The organism is Streptomyces mauvecolor, from assembly GCF_039532965.1.
In the GTDB taxonomy this organism is placed as follows: Bacteria; Actinomycetota; Actinomycetes; order Streptomycetales; family Streptomycetaceae; genus Streptomyces; species Streptomyces violascens.
On record NZ_BAAASQ010000016.1, the window covers coordinates 41,985 to 64,711 of the forward strand.

A 22,727-nucleotide genomic window follows, 5' to 3' on the forward strand; every position below is an offset into this window, starting at 1 on the left:
CGTGCGGGGTACGCGGGGGCGGTTCTGGGTACGGGGCGCGCACCCCCGCCGGGGCGGTGCCGGGTACGCGGGCCCCGGTTCTCCGCGCGCGGGTCTGCCCCGGCCGGGGGCGGTTCTGCGTACGCAGGGTGCGCCTCCGTTCTCCGCGTACGCGGGTCTGCCCCGGCCGGGGGCCGCCGCGAATGGCCTCCGGCCGGGGCCGGGTACGAGGCGGCGGTCCGGGAAGACGCCACCCCGCGTCTTTGTGCCCGGGGGCCACTGCCCCCGGCACCCCCTGGGCTGGGGCGGGCCCCCGGGGGTTGCCCACCGGCCCGCCCGTATGCGCGGGGTCGAACAGCTCGGGCCCTCCTGGGGCTCCGCCCCAGACCCCGGGGGGTTCGCCCACCCACCCGCCCGTGACGGGGGTGGGATGCGGGGTGCCCTGGGGCTCCGCCCCGGACCCCGGCGGGGCTGCGCCCCGCTCCCCCCAACCCGCCTTCGCCTGCGGACCGCAGGTGGCTGGTCGCGCAGTTCCCCGCGCCCCTAGCAGGGTTGATCCTGGCCGGCACGGGAGCATTTCAGCCCGTCATGGGGGTCCCCCCTGGCCCTTGAGGCCTTGGGGGAGTTTGAGGACGAGCGCCCTTAAGGCGCGATACGGGGTCTGGGGCAGAGCCCCGGCAGCGACCACCGGGCCGCACCCGGACATCTCACCCCCGGAGCCCGCGCGGCGGAACGCAGAGTGTCACAGCGGAAGGGGAGGGAGTGCGGGCCCCGGGGCCCGGGGGGCGTCAGCCCCCCGCCGCCGCCCGGAACCGGGACGACCGGTGCACCGGATCCGTGTCGATCTTCGGAATCACATGCTCCCCGATCAGCCGAATCGTCTGCATCGTGTCCTCGAACGGCACCCCGATCGGCAGCCCGAACGACAACTGATCCGCCCCCGCCTGCTCCCACCGCTTGCACTGCGCCGTGACCTCGTCCGGATCGCCGCAGATCATCAGCTCCTCGGCGATGAGCAGCTCGATGATCTCCGCGTTGTACTCCGGCAGGGTCTCCGGCCACTCCGGAATCCCCTCCGGCCGGGGGAAGGTGTCGTGGTACCGGAACACCAGCGACTGAAGCCGGTTGAGCCCGCCCTCGACCGCGATCCGTACGGCCTCGTCATGCGTGGGCGCACAGATCGCCGTCGACGTCACCATCACGTTGTCGTTGACGAAGTCACCGACCGGCTCGGCCTCCTGGATGGCCGTCTTGTACTGCTCCAGGACCCACTCCATGTCGGAGACCTTCTGCACGGAGAAGCCGAGCACCCCGAGCCCCTTGCGCGCGGCCATGGCGTACGAGGAGGGGGACCCGGCGGCGTACCACATGGCCGGGTGCGACTTCCCGTACGGCTTGGGGAAGATCTTGCGCGGCGGAAGCTGCCAGTGCTTGCCCTGGAACCCCGGGTACTCCTCCTGGAGCCACATCTTGGGGAACTCCGCGATGGTCTCTTCCCAGATTTCCTTGGTGTAGTTCATGTCGGTGACGCCCGGTATGAACCCCAGGATCTCGTGCGAGCCCGCTCCCCGCCCCGACCCGAACTCGAAGCGCCCTTCCGACAGGTGGTCGAGCATGGCCACCTTCTCGGCGACCTTGACCGGGTGGTTCACCTGGGCCAGCGGGTTGAAGATGCCCGAGCCGAGGTGGATGCGCTCGGTGGCGTGGGCGAGGTAGCCGAGGAAGACCTCGTTGGCCGAGAGGTGCGAGTACTCCTCCAGGAAGTGGTGCTCGGAGGCCCAGGCGTACTTGAAGCCGGACTTGTCGGCCTGGATGACGTACTTCGTCTCCTCCATCAGCGCCTTGTGCTCCGCCATGGGGTCGACCGCGGACCGTGCTGCCGGCACGTATCCCTGCACAAAGAGTCCGAATTCCAAGGGACTTCTCCTTCATGAGATATCACGAGTTTCTGACGCATCGTCAGATTGTGACGAGCTCGACTGTTCCACCGGCCGCGAAGGCAGTCAATACCTGACGACAAGTCAGAAGACGTACAGGACCGGGACCGTGACCAGGACCGGCCTCAGAACAGCGACACCCCCGCCAGCCAGCCCCCGTCGATGACGAACGGCTGGCCCGTGATGTACGAGGAGTCCTCGGCGGACAGGAACAGGGCGAGCGCGGCCACCTCCTCGGGCCTGCCGACCCGGCCGAGCGGCACCAGCTTGCGGTAGAGCTCGTCGAGGGCCGCCGACGTCTCGGTTGCGTCCGCCGTGGGATCCAGCTGGGCGGGGTTGGACATCGCCGTGTCGATCGCCCCCGGGCACACCGCGTTGACCCGGATCTTCAAGTGCGCGAGCTCCATCGACGCGACCCGGGTGAGCCCGAGGATGGCGTGCTTGGTGGCCGCGTACGTACCCACCGCGCTCATGCCGGTCATCGCCGTGTACGAGGCGGTGTTGACGATGGTGCCGCCGCCCGCGGCGCCTATCTCGGGCGCCACGGTCTTGATCCCGAGGAAGCAGCCGACCTGGTTGACCTGCACGACCTGCATGAACTCATCCAGCGGGGTGTCCACCAGCGCGTTGAACCGCAGAATCCCGGCGTTGTTGACCAGCCCGTCGATCTTCCCGAAGGCATCCTTGGCGGCGCCGACGGCGGCCGTCCACTCCTCCTCCCGGCTCACATCGAGATGGACGAAGCGGGCCGCTTCCTCCCCCAACTCCTTCGCCAGCGCCTCGCCCTGCTCGTCCAGCACATCGGCGATGACGACCTTGGCTCCCTCGGCCACGAAAAGGCGGGCCTCCTGCTCGCCCTGCCCGCGCGCCGCACCGGTGATGAGGACGACCCGCCCATCGAGCTTGCCCATACTGGACTCCTAGTCATTGAGGTACGGGCCGACGTCGGCCCCGAACGCGGCCATCTGGTCGGTGAGCTCGTCGCGCCCCCGGGACCGGAACCGCACCTGGATCTGGTCGACGCCCATCGCCCGGTACGCGCGCAGCGACTCCGCGAGGGCCTCCGGCTTCCCGGTGAGGGTGCGCCGGCCGGTCTCCCAGCCGGGCTCACCGACGTACAACGCCTCGGTGATCGCGCCGATGACGATGGGGTCGACGATCCCGGCATCCTCGCGGATGCCCTTCAACTTGGCGATCTGGGAAGGGAGTTCACTCCTCTTGTCCCCCTGGGGCAGCCAGCCGTCCCCGCGCAGGGCGGCCCGGCGGACCGCCGCCGGGGACGATCCGCCCACCCAGACGGGTACGTGCCGCTGGGCGGGCCGGGGCCGCTGTCCGAGCCCGCTGAACGCGAACCGCTCGCCCTGGAAGGACGGGTACTCCTCCGGCCCGAGCGCGGCCCGCAGTGCGTCGATGGTCTCGTCGAGCACGGGCCCGCGCCGTTCGAAGTCGGCCCCGACCGCCTCGAATTCCTCCTGTACGTGCCCGGCCCCGACCCCCAGGATCAGCCGCCCGCCGCTGAGGTGGTCCAGGGTCGCGTACTGCTTGGCGGTGACGAGGGGGTGCCGGAGCCCGACGACGGCGACATGGCTCATCAGCCGGACCCGCTCGGTGACCCCGGCGAGGAAGGAGAGGGTGGCGACGGGGTCGTACCAGATGGTGCTCATGGGTCCCGCGAGCCGCCGGGGAATGGCAACGTGATCGCAGCTGGCCACGTACGCGAAGCCGGACCGGTCGGCCGCCCGCGCGATCGCGGCCAGATCCTCCGGCCCGGCGTCGGCCTCCCACCCCTCCGCGTAGATGGTGCTCTGCGACTGGACGGGAAGCTGCATCCCGTACACCAGTCGCCCGTTCGGCAGTATCGGCACCGTACGCCCGCCTCCACCCTGATCTGACGATCCGTCAAATGACTCGGTGGCCCCATCGTCATTGCTGACGCATCGTCAGGCAAGGGGTGTGCGGGCGGTGGTGGTGTCAGCCCAGCAGGGCGTACACCGTGGAGGCGCGGGCGGCCGGCTCCTCCGCGCCCTCGGCCGTCATGGTGATCTCGGCGAAGGCCATCCGGCGCCCGAGCTTCGTGACGCGCGCGTCGACCAGTACGTCGACGCCGGTCACCGGGCGCTGGAAGGTGGTGGACTGCTGAACGGTCGTCATCGGCCCGTACGCCCCGCGCGCCGAGGCCACGGCGATGACGGTGGCGGTGTCGGCGGCGGCCATCAGCGCCTGCCCGCTGATCCCGCCCCCGTCCCGGGCGAGCGCGTCGCTCCAGGGCAGCCGCAGTACGGCATGGAACTCGCCGGTGTCCTCCACCGTCAGCCCGAGACCGAGCACCCAGGGTGCGAAGTTGTCGGCCAGGATCTTCTCTGCTTCAGCAAGGGTCAGCGCCATGCCGCTCATGGTGGCGGCGCCCCGGACAAATGTCACCGCCACCCGACGACGGACCACCCTGCCGCGTCCCGGACCGCTTGCGCCACGATGAGCCCATGACCCTCCACACGGTGCTCCTCTACGGCTGCGCGGCGGCCGTCGTGGTGCCCGGCACGAAGATCGTCCAGGCCGGGGCGGGCGCGCGCCGCGTGAACCCGGCCGAACTGCTGCGCATCCTGTGGCGGCGCCCGGTGCCGTGGGTCGCGGCGGCGCTGGTGGTGGTAATGGCCGCGATGGCGGTCGTGCAGACGGCAGTCCCCTCCGCCATGGACCACCTCCAGCGCGAGCCCGGCGCACCCTGGTGGCGGGCGCTGACCGCACTCCTGGTGCAGACCTCCGGCCCGCTCCAACTGACTTTCAACCTGGCGGCGATCGTGGTCATCGCCCCCGTGGCCCAGCGTCGGTTCGGCCCGGTGTGGATGCCGCTGATATTCCTGGCGAGCGGGGCTACCGCGCAGGCAGTGAGCATGGCGGGCTGGAGCCCGACGGGAGGCGGCGACTCGGTTGCCCTGTGCGGCCTGCTGGGCGCCCTGGCAACAGCCCAACTCCCGCGCCCGGCCCCATTGGCGCCCCGCCTTCTCCCCGCCCTGATCCCCGCGGCGGGCCTGATCCTGTGCGCTCTGGGCAACAACCACGGGGTGGGGATCCTGGCGGGGTGCGTACTGGGCGCGTGCCTGGCTCGGCTCCGGGTTCGGACGGCTGTCCGGCTGGCCGAGTAGCACCAACTCCTGCCCGGCAAGCGGCCCGCGGGGTAGAGGTGATCCACTCGCATCGGCACCTGGGGCCGACTTATGCGGCATCCGCCGATTGGCTACGGAAGCAGGCGGAGGAGACAGTCACCTCGATCATCGAGGAATACTCGCCGCCTGCGGGCTCGATCCCCAGCCGGATGTCAACGGCGAGACGGTCGGCAGAAGACTCGGCGATGATCTGCGGAGACTTCGACCGGCTGCTGTCGACACCGTCCTTGGTGATCTTCCACCCGTTCCGGGGGAGTCGATCCCGCAGCCGGTCCATCGCACGTCGCAACTCATCGTCGGGAACCCCGTACACACTCCAGGGATGCCGCATCCTGTGGACCGTCTGATCGTCCGGGTAGTCCGAGCAGGCCAGCGTCGACGGTCCGGGCTCCGACACCTTTCCCTTGACCCCCATGATGTCGAGCAACTGACTCGACGTGCCCTGCACCTTCTTCTTCACCTGCGCTTCGTCGCGAATTTGCACGCTCTCACCTTTCGCCCCAGAGCAACCCGAGAGAACCAAGGTCGCGGCGACCAGACCGATCGTCACTGAATGCCACTTAGCCATAGGTCACCTTGTTGTACCTGCCAGTTATTACGGCCGCCTGGTTGCGGAGACTCTCAGAATCTTCGTCCCAGTACGCTCCGTGATCTGCGGCGTCCGACTTCTAGACGTCGGACTGGGCCGCCGCGGTGTCCACCCCGCCACCGGTGGCGAGCCCTTGCTGCCCTTGGTCCAGCGCGCCAAGTGCCTGCTTCACGTCGCCGCCGAGCTCCCCGACGGCGCGCCCCGCCGACGTCCACACGGCTTGCGAGACCTTCACGTCCGCCGTGCCCACATCGTCCTGCGCGGCGCTCGCCAACCGCATCGCCGTAGCGTCACGCTTGAGCTGCGCCCACTCCTCCTCGAACGACGCCACTCTTCCCCTCCGCCTCTCCCGCCCCACGCTTCCCGCCGCACGGCTATGAGGAGGGATGGGCAGCTTCATGAGTACGCGTACTCAATCACTCCTGGCCCGCAAGGCGGCGGCACCGGCAGCAACCATCAGCCCCTGCCAGGGTCGTCGCGGTCCGCACGGTGACGGGACCGACCGGGCAGCGTCAGCTCCGCCCACACCGTCTTGCAGGGGCCGGGCCCCGTCAGGACGCCCCAGCGGTCGGCCAGGGCACCGAAGAGCAGCAGTCCACGGCCCGCCTCGCCGCACGGTTCGGCACGCACGACGGGCAGCCGGTCACCCTGCGCATCGGTCACCTCGATGCGCAGGGTGACGCCGTCCTCTCTGAGCAGGAGCCGCAAGTCCCGCCCCTGCACGCGCCCGTGCAGCGCGGCATTGGCCGCCAGTTCGCCGACGACGTACTCGGCATCCGCGAAGCCTCTTTCCCAGCGGCGGAGTTGCTCGGCCGTGGTGATCCTGGCGATCCGGGCGCCGCGCCTGGTGCAGGAGAGCTGGACGCTGAACTCACGTACCCCTTGGGCAGTTTCCTGTTTCACATCACTCAGCGTGGCCACCCGCGCCTACCCTGGCGAGCGATCGAGCGAGTACACAGAGTTTCTGTCCCGGCGTTGTGCCGGTGCCGTCCCGACCGTCCCGGGTACGGCCGCCCCGGAGGTGGGTGCGGATGAGCGACGACTGGGGCGTGGAGCCGGACGACGAAGCGAGCGCGGTGGTGGCAGCGGTCGGCCGGCAGCCCAACGGTCGCACCGGGCGGCCTGCGTGGCCCGGTGTTTCCCGCTCGGCCCCGCCTAGGCGCGCGCCCCCGCCCAAAGCCCCTCGGGCGTCAGCCCCAGCAACCCGATCGCGTTGCCCCGCACGATCCGCTCCACCACATCCCCCGCCAGGTGCCCCATCTGCGACTCCCCCACCTCCCTCGACTTGGGCCACGTCGAGTCCGAGTGGGGGTAGTCCGTCTCGTACAGGACGTTGCCCACGCCGATCGCGTCCAGGTTGCGCAGCCCGAACGCGTCGTCGAAGAAGCAGCCGTACACGTGGTCCCTGAAGAGTTCCGACGGCGGGCGGTGGACCTTGTCCGCCACTCCGCCCCAGCCTCGGTTCTCCTCCCAGACCACGTCCGCGCGTTCCAGGATGTACGGGATCCAGCCGATCTGGCCCTCCGCGTACATGATCCTGAGGTTGGGGAAGCGCTCGAACTTGCCGCTCATCAGCCAGTCGACCATCGAGAAGCAGCAGTTGGCGAAGGTGATGGTCGAGCCCACCGCGGGCGGGGCGTCCGGGGAGGTGGAGGGCATGCGGCTGGAGGAGCCGATGTGCATGGCGATCACCGTGCCGGTCTCGTCGCACGCCGCGAGGAAGGGGTCCCAGTCGTCCGTGTGGATCGAGGGCAGGCCCAGGTGCGGCGGTATCTCCGAGAAGGCCACCGCACGCACCCCGCGCGCGGCGTTGCGGCGGACCTCGGCGGCGGCAAGCTCCGCGTCCCACAGCGGGATGAGGGTGAGGGGGATCAGGCGGCCCCTCGCCTGGGGGCCGCACCACTCCTCCACCATCCAGTCGTTGTACGCCCGCACCGAGAGCAGGCCGAGTTCGCGGTCCTTCGCCTCGGTGAAGGTCTGGCCGCAGAAGCGGGGGAAGGTCGGGAAGCACAGGGCCGATTGGACGTGGTTCACGTCCATGTCGGCGAGGCGGGACGGAACGTCGTACGAGCCCGGTCGCATCTGCTCGTACGTGATCACTTCCAGCTTTATTTCGTCCCTGTCGTAGCCCACCGCCGTGTCCAGGCGGGTCAACGGGCGGTGCAGGTCCTCGTACACCCACCAGTCGCCGATCGGCCCGTCGTCCCCCTTGGCTCCCATGACCGGGGCGAACTTGCCGCCCAGGAACGTCATTTCCTTCAGGGGGGCCCTGACGATGCGCGGGCCGATGTCCCGGTATGCGGACGGGAGGCGGTCCCGCCAGACGTTGGGGGGCTCCACCGTGTGGTCGTCCACCGAGATGATCTTCGGGAAGGTCTCCATGTCGTTTACGGTAGACCTGATCTGACGATCCGTCAGCTAGTTGACCCCCGCATCCTGCCCGATTCGCGGTGGACAGCGCTTGCGATGAGTGTGCAGGGCATGTGTCGAAGCCTTGTGCAGAGCGTCACCCGCTGCTGACGCGACCCCTCCGGACAGGGCAGACTGGCGGGGAGCAATCCAGGAGTACGGGGGTACAGGGGGCAGCTATGGACCGTGACGGCGGGACGCGCGTACCGGAGCAGCGCGCTCCGGTACCGCCGCCGCAGCGCACGACGGGGCACCTCGTCCAGGCGGCGGCCGAGCACGACCCGGAGGCATCCGGCGCCGGGCTCCGCTTCGGCGTACTCGGACCCGTACGGGCCTGGCGGGGCGAAGAGGCCCTGCCGTCCGGCTCCCCGCAGCAGCGCGCCCTGCTCGCCGCCCTGCTCCTGCGCGACGGCCGCACCGCCACCGCCGCCGAACTCATCGACGCCATCTGGGGCGAGGAACCGCCCTCGCAGGCGCTTGCCGCGCTCCGCACGTACGCCTCCCGGCTGCGCAAGGTGCTCGACCCCGGGGTCCTGGTCAGCGAGTCCGGCGGCTACGCGATCCGGGCCGGCGCCGCCACCCTCGACCTCGCCGAGGCGCAGGAACTGGCGACCGCCGCCGAGAAGGCACGGGCCGGCGGCGAGAAGCCCCGCGCCCGCGACCTCCTGAACGAGGCGCTCGCGCACTGGGACGGCGAACCGCTCGCGGGCGTGCCGGGCCCGTACGCCGAGAACCAGCGCACCCGGCTCGCCGAGTGGCGCCTCCAGCTCACCGAGGCCCGCCTCGACATGGACCTGGAGGCGGGCTGCCACGCCGAGGCCGTCTCCGAGCTGACCGCACTGACGGCCGCCCACCCGCTGCGCGAGCGACTGCGCGAACTCCTGATGCTGGCCCTGTACCGCAGCGGCCGCCAGGCCGAGGCGCTCGCCGTGTACGCGGACACCCGGCGGCTGCTCGCCGACGAGCTCGGCGTCGACCCGCGGCCAGAGCTCGCCCGCCTCCAGCACCGCATCCTGCAGGCCGACGAGGACCTGGCCCGGCCGCCCGCCGACGCGCCCGCCTCCGTCCCTGCGCCGGTGCGCCCGGCCCAACTCCCCGCGTCCGTACCGGACTTCACCGGTCGAGCGTCGTTCGTGCGTGAGCTCACCTCGCGGCTCGCCAGCGCCGAGACCACGGTCATGGCGGTCTCCGCGCTGGCCGGCATCGGGGGCGTCGGCAAGACCACCCTCGCCGTGCACGTCGCCCACACCGCCCGCCCGTACTTCCCCGACGGCCAGCTGTACGTCGACCTCCAGGGCGCGGGGCAGCACTCCGCCGAGCCGGACACCGTGCTCGGCGCGTTCCTGCGCGCGCTCGGCACGCCGGACTCGGCGATCCCCGACTCGATGGAGGAGCGCGCGGCCCTGTTCCGCTCCACGCTGGACGGCCGCCGGGTCCTGGTGCTGCTCGACAACGCCCGTGACGCGGCCCAGATCCGGCCGCTCCTGCCGGGCACCGCGGGCTGCGCGGCGCTCGTCACCAGCCGCATCCGCATGGTCGACCTGGTCGGCGCGCACCTCGTCGACCTGGACGTGATGTCCCCCGACGAGGCGCTCCAGCTGTTCACCCGGATCGTCGGCGTGGAGCGGGTGTCCGCCGAGCGCGAGGCGGCCCTGGACGTGGTCGCCGCCTGCGGCTTCCTGCCGCTCGCCATCCGCATCGCGGCCTCCCGGCTCGCCTCGCGCCGTACCTGGACGGTGTCCGTACTGGCCGCGAAGCTCGCCGACGAGCGCCGCCGCCTGGACGAGCTCCAGGCCGGCGACCTCGCGGTCAAGGCCACCTTCGAGCTGGGCTACGGCCAGCTGGAGCCCGCCCAGTCCCGCGCCTTCCGCCTGCTGGGCCTGCCCGACGGGCCGGACATCTCGCTCGCCGCCGCGGCCGCCGTCCTCGACCTGCCCGAGCAGGAGACCGAGGACCTCCTGGAGTCGCTGGTCGACACGTCCCTGGTGGAGTCGGCCGCGCCGGGCCGCTACCGCTATCACGACCTGGTGCGGCTCTACGCGCGTTCCTGCGCCGAGCGGGACGATCTGCCGTCCGCGGAACGCGACTCGGCGATGTCGCGCCTGCTCGACTTCTATCTGGCGACGGCGTCCGGGGTGTACGCCCTGGAGCGGCCGGGCGACCGCCTCGTGGACCACCTGGAGCCCACCACGCACCGGGGCCTGGTCTTCGACGACCGCCACGCCGCCCAGGACTGGCTGTACACCGAGGCCGACCCGCTGCTCGCCTGCGTACGCCAGCTGTCCGGGCCGCGCACCCTGCGCCGCGCCGTCGACCTCCTGTACGCGGCTCTCGACCTCGGGGAGTCCGGCGCCAACTCCAAGCAGTACGAGGCGACCGCCGAGGCGGTCCGCGAGGCCGCCCGCACCTGGGGCGACACCCAGGCCGAGGGCCGCGCGGTGATGACGCTGGCCAATGTGCACCAGCTGGCGGGCCGGTTCGAGCCGGCCGACCGCGAGGCCCAGGAGGCCATGCGCCTCGCCGGGCCCACCGCGGACCCGCTGCCGCTGTGCTGGGCCTCCAACGCGCGCGGCATCATCGCGCTCTACCAGAACCGGCACACCGACGGCGAGACCCATCTGACCCGCGCCATCGAGGCGTTCCGCGCCGACGACAACCGGCCCGGCGAGGCCAGCGCGCTGTGCAACCTGTCCCGCATCCACCTGGCCATGGGCCGCACCGCGAGCGCGGTCACCCTGGCGCAGGAGGGCCTCGACATCTACGACGCGATGGGCCACGAGCTGCGCGGCGCCAACGCCCGTTACGCGCTTGGTCTCGCGCTCACCAAGGGCGGCCAGCTGCCTGCGGCGGCGGACCGGCTCAACGAGGCGCTCGACGTGTTCCGGGACAGCAGGCAGCGCCTGTGGGAGGGCATGACGCTGTTCCGGCTCGCGGAGGTCGACCTCGCGGGCAGGCGGCCCGCGCAGGCGGCGGCCAACGCCGAGATGGCGCTCACCGTGCTGCGCGGCATCGGCGGCGAGTGGCGGCGCGGCAACGTCCTGACCGTGCTCGGACAGGCTCTTGCGGCCATCGGCCACGCCGGCCGGGCGCAGGTCTGCTGGCGCGACGCGCTGGTCATTTTCGAGGAGCTGGGCTCGCCGGAGGCCGTCCAGGTGCGCGCCCTGCTCAGCCCGCTGGCGGCCGCATAACGGCCCTGGTCAGCGCGTTCATTGAACGTTTATCGGCACCCGGCATTGTCTTACCTGTCGGCCCGGCGCGTCGGGGGGCGCGAGAGCCGACAGGACGGCCGGACATTAATCTGTCGGCCCTGGCAAGTCCGTCCGGCCACCCTCGGGGGAGTGGCCGGACGGTTTCGCCATCCACTCAGGCAGCGCCATCAACGGGAGATGAGAATCATGGGCGACGTGAAGAAGAACGAGCCGCTCGTCACGCCGCAGGACCAGCACGCCACGGACGAGCCCGCCATCGCCACGCTCGACCAGCACGCCACCGGCACCCCGGTCACCACCCTTGACCAGCACGCCACGGACGAGCCGGCGATCACCACGCTCGACCAGCACGCCACGTCGGAGCCCTTCAGGCCGAAGGCCCAGTAGCCCATCCGAGCGGGGGACGGCCGCGGCGGCGCGGGAGGGGAGCCGCCGCGGCCGGGGGGGGAAGCAAGACCATCGGTGCGGGACCCGCTGGGGGGGGCGGGCCCGCACCGCCGCCGTTCCCCGACGCCGCCGCGACGCCTGCACGCCGCCGAGTACGCCGCGCAGGTCCTCGACCGGGACGATCCCGCCTGGCAGGAGGCCACGGAGGACATCCAGGCCGCTCACCGCACGGCCCGGGAGTCACTCGCTTGAGAGCGTGTGAGACTCAGACGGCCCATGTTTTGAGGACCGCGGCCACGCTGTGGGCCGTGCAGGTGTCCTTCATCAGCTCCGTCACGAGCGCCCGCACCCTGGCCCCGTCCAGTTTGACGTCCACTCCGGAGGCCAGCAGATAGCCGTGGGCCACGGCTACGGCGACGTTCATGTTGGAGCGCTCCAGCCACTGCAAGCGGCCCAGCGTGTGGGTCAGGGCGGCCGCTCTGGCGAAGGTCCCGTGGTACACGTTGTGGCCCATGAGCACCGCTCTGTGGCGCTCCACCGCCGCGAGCGCCACTCCGTAGTCCTCGACGGCGGGATCGTCCTGGCCGGTCTCGCGCGCGAGTTCCAGGATCCAGGCGAGGTCGACGGAAAGGTTCACGTGCGCCGCTCCCCGCTGATCTCGTCGATCAGGTCGCCGTACTCCTCAAGGACGTGCCGGGCACCTTCCATGAACTTCTCACGCAGGTGCTCGTTGTCGTTCCGGATCAGCTGCTCGACGTACTCGTTGACCGCTATGCGCCGGGTCGCCGCCGCCTGCCGGGCCATCTCGGCCGTCTCGTCGTCCATGCGAATATTGATCTGAGTCTTGGCCATACAGCGACGGTATCAGTTGATACCAGGCATCGGCTAGCTCCTGGTATCAGGCGAGGAGCGCAGCTCCCCCTTCACCACCTTCCCGCTCGCGTTACGCGGGAGCTCGGCCAAGAACTCCACCTCCCTCGGCACCTTGTAGTTCGCCATCTCGCGGCGGGACCAGGCGATCAGGTCGTCCGCCGTCAGGGGGGAGCCGGGGCGGCGGACCACGTACGCCTTGCCCACTTCGCCCAGGCGCGCGTCCGGGATGCCGATCACCGCCACGTCGGCCACCTCCGGGTGCAGGCCGAGGAGTTGCTCGATCTCCGCGGGGTAGGCGTTGAAGCCGCCGACGATGAACATGTCCTTGATCCGGTCGGTGATGCGGAGGTTGCCCGCCTCGTCCAGGACGCCGACGTCGCCGGTGTGCAGCCAGCCCTCCGCGTCGATCGCCCGCGCCGTCTCCGGCTCGTCCTCGTAGTAGCCCCGCATGACGTTGAAGCCGCGCACCAGGACCTCGCCCGGCTCGCCCGGCTCGGCACAGACCCTCACCTCCGTGCCCGGTATCGCACGGCCCGAGGTCGAGGCGATGGCCTGAGCCGGGTCGCCGCGGCGGCACATCGTGACGATGCCGCTCGCCTCGGACAGGCCGTACGCGGTCAGGACGGTGCCCACGCCCAGCTCGGCCCGCAGCCGTTCGACCAGGCGCAGCGGGACGACCGCGGCCCCCGTCACCACCAGCCTGAGCGCGCTCAGGTCGTGCTGGTCGCGGGCCGGGTGGTCCAGGAGCGACTGGTGCAGGGTCGGCGGGCCGGGCAGGACCGAGATGCGTTCGGCGGCGATGTTCGCGAGCGCGGTGTCGATGTTGAACACGGGCTGCGGCACCATCGTCGCGCCCCGCATCAGGCACGCGATGATGCCCGCCTTGTAGCCGAAGGTGTGGAAGAACGGGTTCACGATCAAGTACCGGTCGCCCTCGCGCAGGCCCGCGAGGTCCGACCAGATCGCATAGCCGCGCAGGGTCTGGGCGTGGGTGATCACCGCGCCCTTGGGGCGTCCGGTGGTGCCCGAGGTGTAGATGATGTCGGAGGGGCTCTCCGGCTCGATGCCGTCCGCCCGGGCCGCCACCTCCGCGCCCGACACCCCCTCCCCGCCCGCCAGGAAGTCCTTCCACGTACGGAAGTTGTCGGGTGCGTCGTCCGAGAGCACCACCACCTGCTCCAGGTGCGGGAGCGAGGGCAGCGGGCCCGAACCGGAGCCCTCGGCGGTCGCGCGGCGCAGCGAGGCGACGTAGGAGGTGCCCAGGAACGTGCCGGTCACGAACAGCAGCTTCGCGCGGCTGCTTTCGAGGACGTACGCCGCTTCCGCGCCCTTGAAGCGCGTGTTCAGCGGCACGAGCACCGCGCCCGCCGTCACCGCGCCGAGCGCCGAGACGATCCAGTCCGCGGTGTTGGGTGCCCAGACCGCGACCCGGTCGCCGGGCTCGACGCCGGCCGCCATGCACGCGGCGGCCGCGCGCTCGACCCGCTCGCCCAGCTCCGCGTACGAGATGCGGCTCCGGCCGTCGACGACCGCCTCGCGCTCGCCGTACCGGACGGCCGCGCCGCGTACCAGCTTCGCGATCGTGCCCCACTCCAGGTCTCCGCGCATCGAGGCCCCGCCCTTCCCGGTAGCTGACTAACCGTCAGATTAGCTGTAGCCTCCTCCGCTGTCAGTACTGGTGACGCTCGTGGAGGTGGGGCCATGGCCACCCTGAAGGACGCGACAGCCATAGTCGGGATCGGGCAGACGCCCTTCGCCAAGCAACTGCCCGAGTCCGAGAAGGAGTTGGCGTGCCGGGCGATCGTCGCGGCGCTCGACGACGCGGGCATCAGCCCCGCCGAGGTGGACGCGTTCGCCTCGTACACGATGGAGGAGACGGACGAGGTCGAGGTCGCCAAGTCCATCGGCGCGGGCGACGTGACCTTCTTCAGCAAGATCGGCTACGGGGGCGGCGGCTCCTGCGCCACCGTCGGGCACCTGGCTGCCGCGATCGCCACCGGGCAGGCGAATGTCGGGGTCGCCTGGCGGTCCCGGAAACGGGGCAGCGGCCCAAGGCCCTGGAAGAACACGGCAGTTCAACTGCCCACCCCGGCCCAGTGGACCCGCCCGTTCGGGCTCCTGCGGCCCGCCGACGAGATCGGCATGCTGGCCCGCCGCTATCTGCACGAGCACGGCGCCACCCGCGACCACCTCTTCAACGTCGCCCTCGCCTGCCGCAACCGCGCCAACCAGAACCCTGCCGCGATCATGTATGAGCGCCCGCTGACCCGGGAGATGTACATGACGTCCCGCTGGATCAGCGAGCCGCTCTGCCTCTTCGACAACTGCCTTGAGACGGACGGCGCGTTGGCGTGTGTCGTCGTCTCCGCCGAGCGCGCCCGCGACTGCCGGCACAAGCCCGTGTACGTGCACTCCGCCGCCCAGGGCCTGCCCGCCCAGCACCACGGCATGGTCAACTACTGGAACGACGACCCGCTGACCGGCCCCGCCTGGACCGCCGCCCGGCACCTGTGGAAGCAGGCCGACTTCGGCCCCGACGACGTCGACGTGGCCCAGATCTACGACGCGTTCACCCCGCTCATCCCGCTCTCCCTGGAGGGCTACGGCTTCTGCGGGCGCGGCGAAGGCGCCGCCTTCACCGAGGGCGGCGCGCTGGAGATCGGCGGCCGCCTGCCCATCAACACCGGCGGCGGAGGCCTGTCGGAGGCCTACGTACACGGCTTCAACCTCATCAACGAGGGCGTCAAACAACTGCGCGGCCACAGCACCGCCCAGGTCCCGGACGCCGCCACCTGCCTGGTCACCGCGGGCGAGGGAGTCCCCACCTCCGCCATTCTGCTGAGGAGTTGAGAGATGCTGACCCCTGTTGTCGATCCGGACGGCGCCCCCTTCTGGGAGTACGCGGCCCGGGGCGAACTCCGCGTCCAGGCCTGCGCCGCCCCCGACTGCGGCCGGCTCCGCTTCCCGCCCCGCCCCTGCTGCCCGCACTGCCAGTCCTTCGACAGCGAGTGGCGCCGGGTCTCGGGCCGCGGCCGCATATGGTCGTACGTCTTCCCCCATCCCCCGCTGCTCCCCGACTACGCGGCGCAGGCCCCGTACAACGCGGTGATCGTCGAGCTCGCCGAGGATCCGCTGATCCGGCTCGTCGGCAATGTGGTCGCCGAGCCGGGCGCCGCGCTCGACTCGGTCGACCCGGCCCGGCTGAGGATCGGCGCCCGCGTGCAGGTCGCGTTCGCCGAGGTCGACGGGATGACCGTGCCGCGCTGGCTCCTGGAGCGCGCATGAGCGTCCTGGTGGACCGCGACAAGGAGACGGGCGTCGCGGTCGTCACCCTGAACCGGCCGGATCGCCTGAACGCGGTGGATCTGGAGATGGTCGGCCAACTCCGCTCGACATGGCGGGAGTTGAGGTTCGACGACGCGGTGCGGGCGGTCGTGCTGACGGGCTCCGGGGAGCGGGCCTTCTGCACCGGCATCGACCGCTCGGCCGAGGTGCCGCAGCCCTCGTCCCCGTACTCGACCGACGATCCGCTGATCGCGATCGGCCCGAAGGCGAACGACCTGTGGAAGCCGGTGATCGCCGCCGTGCGCGGGATGGCCTGCGGCGGGGCGTTCTACCTGCTCGGCGAGGCGGACTTCGTGATCGCTGCCGAGGACGCGACGTTCTTCGACCCGCACACGACGTACGGGATGGTCAGCGCGTACGAGTCGATGTACCTCGCGCTGCGCATGCCGCACGGGGAGGCGGCCCGGCTCGCGCTCATGGGGACGGCCGAGCGGATGTCGGCGCGCCGGGCGTACGAGATCGGCTTCGTCAGCGAAGTGGCCCAGCAGGGTGGCGATTTGGGGGCGGCGACCCGGTGCGCCGAGACGATCGCCTCGTTCCCCACGGAGGCGGTGCAGGGGACGGTGCGGTCGCTCTGGGCCGCGAAGGAGGCGACGCTGGCCACGGCCCATGCCCGGGCCCCGGGGTTCGTGGCGCTGGGCAACGCGCCGGCCTCGCGACAGGCGGAGCTGTTTGCCGCTCGGCGGTCGGGGGAGTTCCGGGTGCGGTGACGGGGTCCGCGGGGCGGGAGTACGTTCCCTGCGATTCGGTGGGGGCCCGGTCGCTCCCCCAAGTTCTCGGCTTCGCTCGAACGGGGGGACAGCCATCGCGGTGGGGCCGCACGATGGCACAGCCCCGCGACCTGGGCGAGGCTCAGCCGGCCGTCGCCTCGGAGCCGCAGAGGTCCACTCGGGCCAGCAAGGCCGGGTTGCTCATCGGCACCGTGACGGTGCTGCTGGCGTTGGGACCCAGGGACACCGAGGCGGTGCCCCGGTCGACGACGGCGCCGGCCTTGTCGTAGAACATGACCCGCACCTGGTAGCTGCGCCTGCCGGAGCCGCCCGATCCGGTGCTGACCTTGATCGTGGAGTCGGTCTCGCCCTTCGCCGCCGAGGCGCAGGTGACGACGTACGTGGTGGCGGTGGCCGTGCGGTTGCCGCTCGACGTCGAGCCACTGGTCGTGCTGCCCGTGGTGTTGTTGCTGTCGTAGCGGTTGCCGTTGTAGCTGCCGCCTCCGCCACTAGTGCTACTGCCGCTACCGCTACTGCTGTCGTCCGAGGTCCCACCGCTCGAACTCCCGTTGCTCTTGTGGGAGTTGGAGCAGCCGCCACCGGAGCTGTGGCTCTTGCCGTGGCTGCCGTGGCTGGAGAACCCGGTCAGCGCGAGCCCCAGGCCTGCCGCAATGGCCACGCATTTCATTCCGCGACGTACCACCGTCGCCCCCCTCCGAAGACCGGCCGACAATTTAACAGCGGTTGACCAACCCTCCGGGGCGGTCAAGCGTCGCTATCCGGCGCGGAGTTCGGCGATCCGCGGGGCCCGGCTCTTGGGCGAATCCAGGCTGAATCCCCGCGCATCACCCAGCTCGTCACGGACAAATGCCGCGACCCGGTCGACTTCGGCGCGCAGCGCCGCATCCGGCCTGCCGAACGCCTGCCACACGATCTCCGCGCTCTCCACGTCGTACTCCCACAGCCCGGCGATCCGGCCCCGGTCGACGATCATGTGCGCGGGCAGGTCGGGCTGTGCGCTCAGTGCTTTCTTGAGGAAGACCCGCTCGCCGTCCGCCGCATCGAGCACGCGGGGCAGGTCGCGGTGCAGCAGATGCATGCCGTCGATCCCGGCGAGCAGCGCGTACCGGGGCTCCTTCGGGGCCTCGTACGCCTCGAACTCCGCCCGCAGCGCAGCGGGCAGCAGCAGCTCGCTGCCATCGGCGAGCGGCACGAGGTCCAGGTCCGCGACGGCGGCCTTCGCGGCGGCCGCGGTGAAGCCGCTGAACCAGCGGAAGTGCTGGAGGGAGGCGGGGGCGGCCCAGTCGAAGTAGCGCCGGGCGAGCTCGGCGGCGGCGCGCTCCTTGGTCCACTCCCCGAGGTCGAGGCCCCAGCGGACGTAGCCGTAGCGCTGCTGGTCGAGGCGGCCGTTGACCGGCACCCGCCGGATCGCGCCGCTCGCCTGCAGCCGGCCGAGCGCGAGCGGCAGCGGGGTGGTGAGGCCGCGCTTCCTGCCCGCGTCCCCGAGGTTCCGTACGGCGCCGCCGAGGGCGGTCTTGATCGCGGCCGGGGCGAGCGGGGTGTCGCCGAGGGCGCCGGTCACCGCCGCACACAGCTCGTCGACCTCCCCGGCGGTCACCCCGAGGTGCTTGGCGGCGGCCCGGATCTCGGCCTCCGGGGGGCCGGCCGCGAGCGTGAGGCCGAGGGCGAAGTCCTGGGCGGGCAGGACGTATGTGCAGCCGCGGGCGGAGGGGAGCTCGTGGATGTCGAGGGTGGCGACTGCCTTGTCGACGGTGTCGCGGGTCGCGCCGCAGCGGGCGTACAGGCCCAGGTAGGGGGCCGAGCCGCCTACCGAGCGGGCCCAGCCGGTGCGGGTCAGCGTCTCGGCGGGGCTGTGGCCCTCCAGGGGCCCGTCGAGCCCCTGGCGGTGCGCCCACCAGGCGCGGAGCGTCGTGTCTGTCCTCGCCTCGGTCATGCCGGCCAGTATCGCGCGAACCCTGGGTCTCCGCCCCAGCCCCCGGAGGCGCCCCTCCCCCACCCGCCGGGGGTGGGGGGAAAGGGCGAGGCCGGTTCTCCTGGACCCCGCCCCAGCCCCGTTCGCGCTTCAAGGGCACTCGTCGCCGGGTGCCCTGCAGGGGCGCGGGGAACTGCGCGGGCGGCGCGCACCGTCCCACGCCGGGAGGGAAGGCCGCACCGAACCTCCCGGGTAGCGGCGCGGTCTCGCCCGGCGTAGCGTCGGCAGCGAGAGCCGCCTCAAGGAGGGGAGGGCCGCCGATGGTCCGCAACGTCCTCGGCTCGATCCTCGCTCTCGCCGGAGCGACGGCCGCCGTCTGGAGCCCCTTCCGTGCCTGGTACGACGGCCGTCACGGCAGCACCTACCGCATCGACGACCTCTTCTCGGGCATCTCCGCCACCAAGGCGCAGGTGGCCGGCTCCATCCTGCTCCCCTTCGCCTTCGCGGCACTCGTCACCCTGGTCGGCCTGGTGCTGCGCTCCCGCGTCCTCGTCGCCGTCGCCGGGCTGATCACGCTCGGGTTCGCCATCCTGTGGATGGTGCGGCAGGGGCAGGTCACCGGAAGCCTGAGCGTCGACTCCTCCGGCAACGGCCTCGGCCAGGGCGTCGCGATGGCCCTGGGCGGCGGGCTGGCCCTGCTGCTCGCGGCGGGCCTGATGTCGGGGCGCCGCGCGGCCGGGCCGGAGCCGGGGCCCCGCTCCGACGTACCCGCACCGGACACCCCGTACGAGGCTCCGTACGAGCCCCGGCACGCGCTGCCCCCGGACCAGCAGCCGCCCTACGAGCCCCCACCCGGCCCGCCCCGCGCCTGACGTACCCCCGTCACCACATGTGCGTACAGCTCCTCCGAGGTGGCGAGCCCGGCCCGCAGGCCCCCCGCCGACATCGCCGCCAGCGCACCCGGCGCCTGCCGCTCGCTGGTCTCCACGAAGAGCGTTCCTCCCGGGGCCAGCCAGTCCGGCGCCGCGAGGGCCACCCGGCGCATGATGTCGAGCCCGTCCGAACCTCCGTCCAGGGCCACCAGCGGCTCGTGGTCGCGGGCCTCCGGCGGCAGCAGGCCGACCTCGTCCGTGGGGACGTACGGAACGTTCGCCGTCAGGAGGTCGACGCGGCCGCGCAGCCCGGGCGGCAGCGGCGCGAAGAGATCGCCCTCGTAGACCCGGCCCCCCAGCGCGGCCACGTTGCGCCGGGCACAGGCCACGGCCGCCGGCTCGATGTCGGCAGCGTGCAACTCCGCCCCCGGCAGCGCCGAAGCCAGCGCGGCCCCCAGCGCCCCCGAACCACAGCACAGGTCCACGATCACGAGCGGGCGGGCCGTGCCGGCGGCCGCGAGCGCCTGCTGGACCAGGAATTCCGTACGCCGGCGCGGCACGAAAACCCCGGTATCGACAGCCACCTTGAGCCCACAGAACTCGGCCCACCCCACCACATGCTCAAGCGGCAACCCGGAAACCCTGCGCTCCACCATCGCGGCGACTTCGGCCGGGCCTTCAGCAGCGGCAAGTATCAACTCCGCCTCGTCCTCGGCGAATACGCACCCGGCGCCACGAAGTCGACCGACAACCTCGGAAGGCGAAAAGGGCTCAACTGGCATACGGGGACGAACCTTTCGAGTACGGCACCAGGCGCCCCCTTCGAGGGGCGCGGGGAACTGCGCGATCAGCGACGACGGGCCCGCGGACACAATCAGCGGCGCCCCCGCGCCTAGCGGGATCCAGAAGTGGCCGTCCCCTTCACCGCGTCAAGCGCGTACACGCACCTGTCCTTGCTGCACGCGTAGACCACCCCGCCGCGCACGACAGGGGACCCGGTGATCTCCCCACCCGTGGCCAGCTTCCACCGGAGCTGGCCCCCCGCCGCGTCCAGCGTGTACAGGCAGTGGTCGGCCGAGCCGAAGTGGATGCGGCCGTCGGCCACCACGGGTGTGCCCACGACCTCGCCGCCCGCCGCGAAGCGCCACTTGGGGGTCGAGGTGACCGCGTCCAGGGTGTACAGCGCGTTGCCGCTGCCCACGTGGATGTTGCCGTCGGCGACCAGGACCGGCTCGACGGACTGGCGGGACTCGGTGGCGATGCGCCAGCGGTCCTTGCCGGTCGAGGCGTCCAGGGCGTACACGGTGCCGAGGTAGTCGGCGAGGTACACGCCGCCGCCCGCCACCGCGGGACCCGGCGCGAACGTCGGCGGGCACAGGAAGACCGCGGGGGCCTCGAAGTGCCAGCGGACGTGCCCGGAGGCGATGTCGATCGCCAGGACGCGGGTGCCCGCCGAGACGTAGACGTAGCCGTCCTGCGCGGGCGCGACCCGGACCGGGACGCCGCCGCAGGAGGCCGCGTCGCCCACCGGATACGACCAGCGCTCGACGCCGGTGCGGGCGTCCAGGGCGCGCAGCCGGGCGTCCTGCCAGACGTACACCGTGCCGTCGTGGATGGCGGGCCCGGCCTCGGGGGTCTCGAAGTCGGTCTGGGCACCGGAGGTCTCCCACAGCTTTTCGCCGTTCGCGGCCTCCCAGGCCTGTACGCCGCCGCCGCGGGTGCCGGTGACGACGGTGCCGCGGTCGGCCTTCAGGGAGTACACCCAGGCGTCCGCCGGAAGGCGCCACAGCTCGCCGCCGTCGGCCGCGTCCAGGGCGTACAGGGTGGGCCCGTCGGAGGCGTGGATGCGGCCGGCCTCGACAGCCATCGCCCAGGCGACGTCGCGCGTCTTGAACTGGCGGCGGCCGGTGCCCACGTCCAGGGCGTGTACCTCGAAAGAGGTCACGTACAGCAGGTCGCCGGCGACGGCCGGGGTGCCCCACACATCGTTCGACATGCGAAAACGCCAGGGGCGCCAGCGCCCGGGGGCCTCGGGAGGATGAGCGGGCGGCGGCACCGGGCCGGCCTGCGCGCCGTTGGCGCCGGGCCTGCGCACCCAGCCGGTGGCGGGCCCCGCGTCGACGGCGACGCGGGACGCGTCGGCGGCCCGCGGCCCGGGGCCGATCGGCACCTTGGCGCCGGGCAGGCGGACCGGGTCGTCGGCGTGGACGGGCGGGTAGGTGACGGCCGAGCCGCCGTGCCCGCCCGCGTACGGGGGCTCCACCGGGCGGGGCGGGGCCGGCCGGCCGGAGTGCACGGCGGAGCTCGGCGAGGGGTCGGCGGGCGGGGCGAGCTGCATGCGGCCGCCGCCCCTGCGCTGCTCGATCATGGCGACGGAGCGGGGCGGCAGCCAGGCCGACGCCGTGCCGCTGTCGTCCGAGCCCGAGGCGAAGAGGTGGGGCGCGAGCTGGGCCTGGAGGTCCTCGGGCGAGGGGCGGTTCGGGTGCTCCATCTGCATGCAGGACTCGATGAGGGGGCGCAGCTCGTCCGGCAGGCCGGTGATGTCCGGGCCCTCGCGCAGCAGCATGAACACGGTCTCGACCGGGTTCGCGCCGTGGAAGGGCGCATGTCCGGTCGCCGCGAAGACGAGGGTCGAACCGAGCGAGAAGACGTCGGAGGCGCCCGTGACGCTGCGGGAGTCCTTGGCCTGCTCGGGCGACATGTAGGCGGGCGTGCCCACGGCCACGTTCGTCATGGTCAGGCGCGTGTTGGAGACCCCGGACGCGATGCCGAAGTCGATCACGCGGGGTCCGTCCTCGACGACCAGGACGTTCGACGGCTTCAGGTCGCGGTGGACCAGGCCCGCACCGTGGATGGACTGCAGGGCCTCCGCGATGCCGGCCGCGAGCCAGCGCACCGCCTGGGCCGGGAGCGGCCCGCACTCATTCACTATTTCTTCGAGGGAGGGCGCCGGCACGTAGGCGGTGGCCAGCCACGGCACGGGGGCGCGCGGGTCGGCGTCGACGACGGCGGCGGTGTAGAAGCCGCTGACCGCGCGGGCCGCCTCCACCTCACGGGTGAAGCGGACCCGGAAGAGCTGGTCCTCGGCGAGCTCGGTGCGCACCGTTTTGATGGCCACGCGGCGGCCGGAGGCCGAGCGCGCCAGATAGACCAGCCCCATGCCGCCGGCACCGAGCCGTCCCAGCACCTCGAAGGGGCCGATCCGCCTCGGGTCGTGCTGCGTCAGCTGCTCCACTTGCCTGCCACCTCCCCGTACGGGCCGTGCATGAATTCGGCCCCGTGCAGCGTCTCACGCGGCACCCCGATTCTCCCTGCCGGAG

At 72.0% G+C, this 22,727-nt stretch carries 23 protein-coding genes; 8 read left to right on the plus strand and 15 right to left on the minus strand.

Annotated elements, in window-relative coordinates:
• Window positions 1–767: 767 nt before the first annotated feature.
• The 4 genes from ABD346_RS21440 to ABD346_RS21455 form a co-directional block, all read right to left on the minus strand.
• A complete protein-coding gene (locus tag ABD346_RS21440) occupies window positions 768–1,895 on the minus strand; it encodes an LLM class flavin-dependent oxidoreductase (RefSeq protein WP_344376902.1) in 1,128 nt (375 codons plus the stop codon).
• A gap of 146 nt (window positions 1,896–2,041) precedes the next feature.
• Window positions 2,042–2,827, minus strand: coding sequence for an SDR family NAD(P)-dependent oxidoreductase (locus ABD346_RS21445; RefSeq protein WP_344376904.1), 786 nt, complete (start codon window positions 2,825–2,827; stop codon window positions 2,042–2,044).
• A 9-nt stretch (window positions 2,828–2,836) separates the two neighbouring features.
• Window positions 2,837–3,781, minus strand: coding sequence for an LLM class F420-dependent oxidoreductase (locus ABD346_RS21450; RefSeq protein ID WP_344376906.1), 945 nt, complete (start codon window positions 3,779–3,781; stop codon window positions 2,837–2,839).
• Between the two features lie 106 nt (window positions 3,782–3,887).
• On the minus strand, window positions 3,888–4,301 hold the full coding sequence (locus tag ABD346_RS21455; RefSeq protein ID WP_344376907.1) for a PaaI family thioesterase: 414 nt from the start codon (window positions 4,299–4,301) through the stop codon (window positions 3,888–3,890).
• Between the two features lie 95 nt (window positions 4,302–4,396).
• Here ABD346_RS21455 and ABD346_RS21460 point away from each other — a divergent pair, with 95 nt between their 5' ends.
• Window positions 4,397–5,059, plus strand: coding sequence for a rhomboid family intramembrane serine protease (locus ABD346_RS21460; protein WP_344376908.1), 663 nt, complete (start codon window positions 4,397–4,399; stop codon window positions 5,057–5,059).
• Between the two features lie 70 nt (window positions 5,060–5,129).
• Here the strand turns inward: ABD346_RS21460 and ABD346_RS21465 are convergent, their stop codons facing one another.
• The 4 genes from ABD346_RS21465 to ABD346_RS21480 form a co-directional block, all read right to left on the minus strand.
• Window positions 5,130–5,630: a hypothetical protein gene (locus tag ABD346_RS21465; RefSeq protein WP_344376910.1), complete on the minus strand. Its 501-nt coding sequence runs from the start codon at window positions 5,628–5,630 to the stop codon at window positions 5,130–5,132.
• Between the two features lie 118 nt (window positions 5,631–5,748).
• Window positions 5,749–5,949, minus strand: coding sequence for a hypothetical protein (locus ABD346_RS21470; protein ID WP_344376911.1), 201 nt, complete (start codon window positions 5,947–5,949; stop codon window positions 5,749–5,751).
• Window positions 5,950–6,125: 176 nt separating this feature from the next.
• Window positions 6,126–6,572: an ATP-binding protein gene (locus ABD346_RS21475; protein WP_344376913.1), complete on the minus strand. Its 447-nt coding sequence runs from the start codon at window positions 6,570–6,572 to the stop codon at window positions 6,126–6,128.
• Window positions 6,573–6,824: 252 nt separating this feature from the next.
• The gene (locus ABD346_RS21480; RefSeq protein ID WP_344376914.1) at window positions 6,825–8,051 is read right to left on the minus strand and encodes an amidohydrolase family protein; all 1,227 of its coding nucleotides are present in this window, start codon (window positions 8,049–8,051) and stop codon (window positions 6,825–6,827) included.
• Window positions 8,052–8,257: 206 nt separating this feature from the next.
• Here ABD346_RS21480 and afsR point away from each other — a divergent pair, with 206 nt between their 5' ends.
• The 3 genes from afsR (at window position 8,258) to ABD346_RS21495 (ending at window position 11,926) form a co-directional block, all read left to right on the plus strand.
• The gene (gene afsR / locus ABD346_RS21485; RefSeq protein ID WP_344376915.1) at window positions 8,258–11,266 is read left to right on the plus strand and encodes an SARP-family global regulator AfsR; all 3,009 of its coding nucleotides are present in this window, start codon (window positions 8,258–8,260) and stop codon (window positions 11,264–11,266) included.
• Between the two features lie 207 nt (window positions 11,267–11,473).
• Window positions 11,474–11,674, plus strand: coding sequence for a hypothetical protein (locus ABD346_RS21490; protein WP_189961640.1), 201 nt, complete (start codon window positions 11,474–11,476; stop codon window positions 11,672–11,674).
• A 75-nt stretch (window positions 11,675–11,749) separates the two neighbouring features.
• Window positions 11,750–11,926, plus strand: a complete 177-nt coding sequence (locus ABD346_RS21495; RefSeq protein ID WP_344376916.1) for a hypothetical protein — start codon at window positions 11,750–11,752, stop codon at window positions 11,924–11,926.
• Between the two features lie 13 nt (window positions 11,927–11,939).
• Here the strand turns inward: ABD346_RS21495 and ABD346_RS21500 are convergent, their stop codons facing one another.
• Genes ABD346_RS21500 through ABD346_RS21510 form a run of 3 tightly spaced genes read right to left on the minus strand, consistent with a single transcriptional unit; the run spans window position 11,940 to window position 14,155 of the window.
• Complete coding sequence (locus ABD346_RS21500) at window positions 11,940–12,311, minus strand: fic family toxin-antitoxin system, toxin component (RefSeq protein WP_344376917.1); 372 nt, start codon at window positions 12,309–12,311, stop codon at window positions 11,940–11,942.
• A complete protein-coding gene (locus ABD346_RS21505; RefSeq protein ID WP_344376918.1) occupies window positions 12,308–12,526 on the minus strand; it encodes a hypothetical protein in 219 nt (72 codons plus the stop codon). The genes ABD346_RS21500 and ABD346_RS21505 overlap by 4 nt, the downstream gene beginning before the upstream one ends.
• Before the next feature lie 33 nt (window positions 12,527–12,559).
• Window positions 12,560–14,155, minus strand: coding sequence for a FadD3 family acyl-CoA ligase (locus ABD346_RS21510; RefSeq protein WP_344376919.1), 1,596 nt, complete (start codon window positions 14,153–14,155; stop codon window positions 12,560–12,562).
• A 93-nt stretch (window positions 14,156–14,248) separates the two neighbouring features.
• Between ABD346_RS21510 and ABD346_RS21515 the strand changes: the two genes are divergently transcribed.
• The 3 genes from ABD346_RS21515 to ABD346_RS21525 are packed head-to-tail and all read left to right on the plus strand — an operon-like array spanning window position 14,249 to window position 16,602.
• The gene (locus tag ABD346_RS21515; protein ID WP_344376920.1) at window positions 14,249–15,397 is read left to right on the plus strand and encodes a lipid-transfer protein; all 1,149 of its coding nucleotides are present in this window, start codon (window positions 14,249–14,251) and stop codon (window positions 15,395–15,397) included.
• Between the two features lie 3 nt (window positions 15,398–15,400).
• Window positions 15,401–15,832, plus strand: a complete 432-nt coding sequence (locus tag ABD346_RS21520) for a Zn-ribbon domain-containing OB-fold protein (RefSeq protein WP_344376922.1) — start codon at window positions 15,401–15,403, stop codon at window positions 15,830–15,832.
• The gene (locus ABD346_RS21525; protein WP_344376923.1) at window positions 15,829–16,602 is read left to right on the plus strand and encodes an enoyl-CoA hydratase/isomerase family protein; all 774 of its coding nucleotides are present in this window, start codon (window positions 15,829–15,831) and stop codon (window positions 16,600–16,602) included. Before ABD346_RS21520 ends, ABD346_RS21525 begins: the two co-directional genes overlap by 4 nt.
• Before the next feature lie 142 nt (window positions 16,603–16,744).
• Here ABD346_RS21525 and ABD346_RS21530 read toward each other — a convergent pair whose 3' ends face one another.
• Window positions 16,745–17,281, minus strand: coding sequence for a hypothetical protein (locus ABD346_RS21530; protein ID WP_344376924.1), 537 nt, complete (start codon window positions 17,279–17,281; stop codon window positions 16,745–16,747).
• Between the two features lie 96 nt (window positions 17,282–17,377).
• Entirely contained in the window at window positions 17,378–18,556 is a 1,179-nt protein-coding gene (locus tag ABD346_RS21535; RefSeq protein WP_344376925.1) for a DNA glycosylase AlkZ-like family protein, read from the minus strand.
• A gap of 299 nt (window positions 18,557–18,855) precedes the next feature.
• On the opposite strand from ABD346_RS21535, the gene ABD346_RS21540 reads away from it, so the two are divergent.
• On the plus strand, window positions 18,856–19,407 hold the full coding sequence (locus ABD346_RS21540; RefSeq protein WP_344376926.1) for a hypothetical protein: 552 nt from the start codon (window positions 18,856–18,858) through the stop codon (window positions 19,405–19,407).
• Here the strand turns inward: ABD346_RS21540 and ABD346_RS21545 are convergent.
• Both ABD346_RS21545 and afsK read right to left on the minus strand, forming a co-directional pair.
• On the minus strand, window positions 19,374–20,189 hold the full coding sequence (locus ABD346_RS21545; RefSeq protein WP_344376927.1) for a putative protein N(5)-glutamine methyltransferase: 816 nt from the start codon (window positions 20,187–20,189) through the stop codon (window positions 19,374–19,376). The two genes, ABD346_RS21540 and ABD346_RS21545, sit on opposite strands and share 34 nt — an antisense overlap.
• A 110-nt stretch (window positions 20,190–20,299) precedes the next feature.
• Window positions 20,300–22,642 (minus strand): protein serine/threonine kinase AfsK, encoded by a 2,343-nt coding sequence (gene afsK, locus ABD346_RS21550; protein WP_344376928.1) that lies wholly within the window; start codon window positions 22,640–22,642, stop codon window positions 20,300–20,302.
• Window positions 22,643–22,727 lie beyond the last annotated feature (85 nt).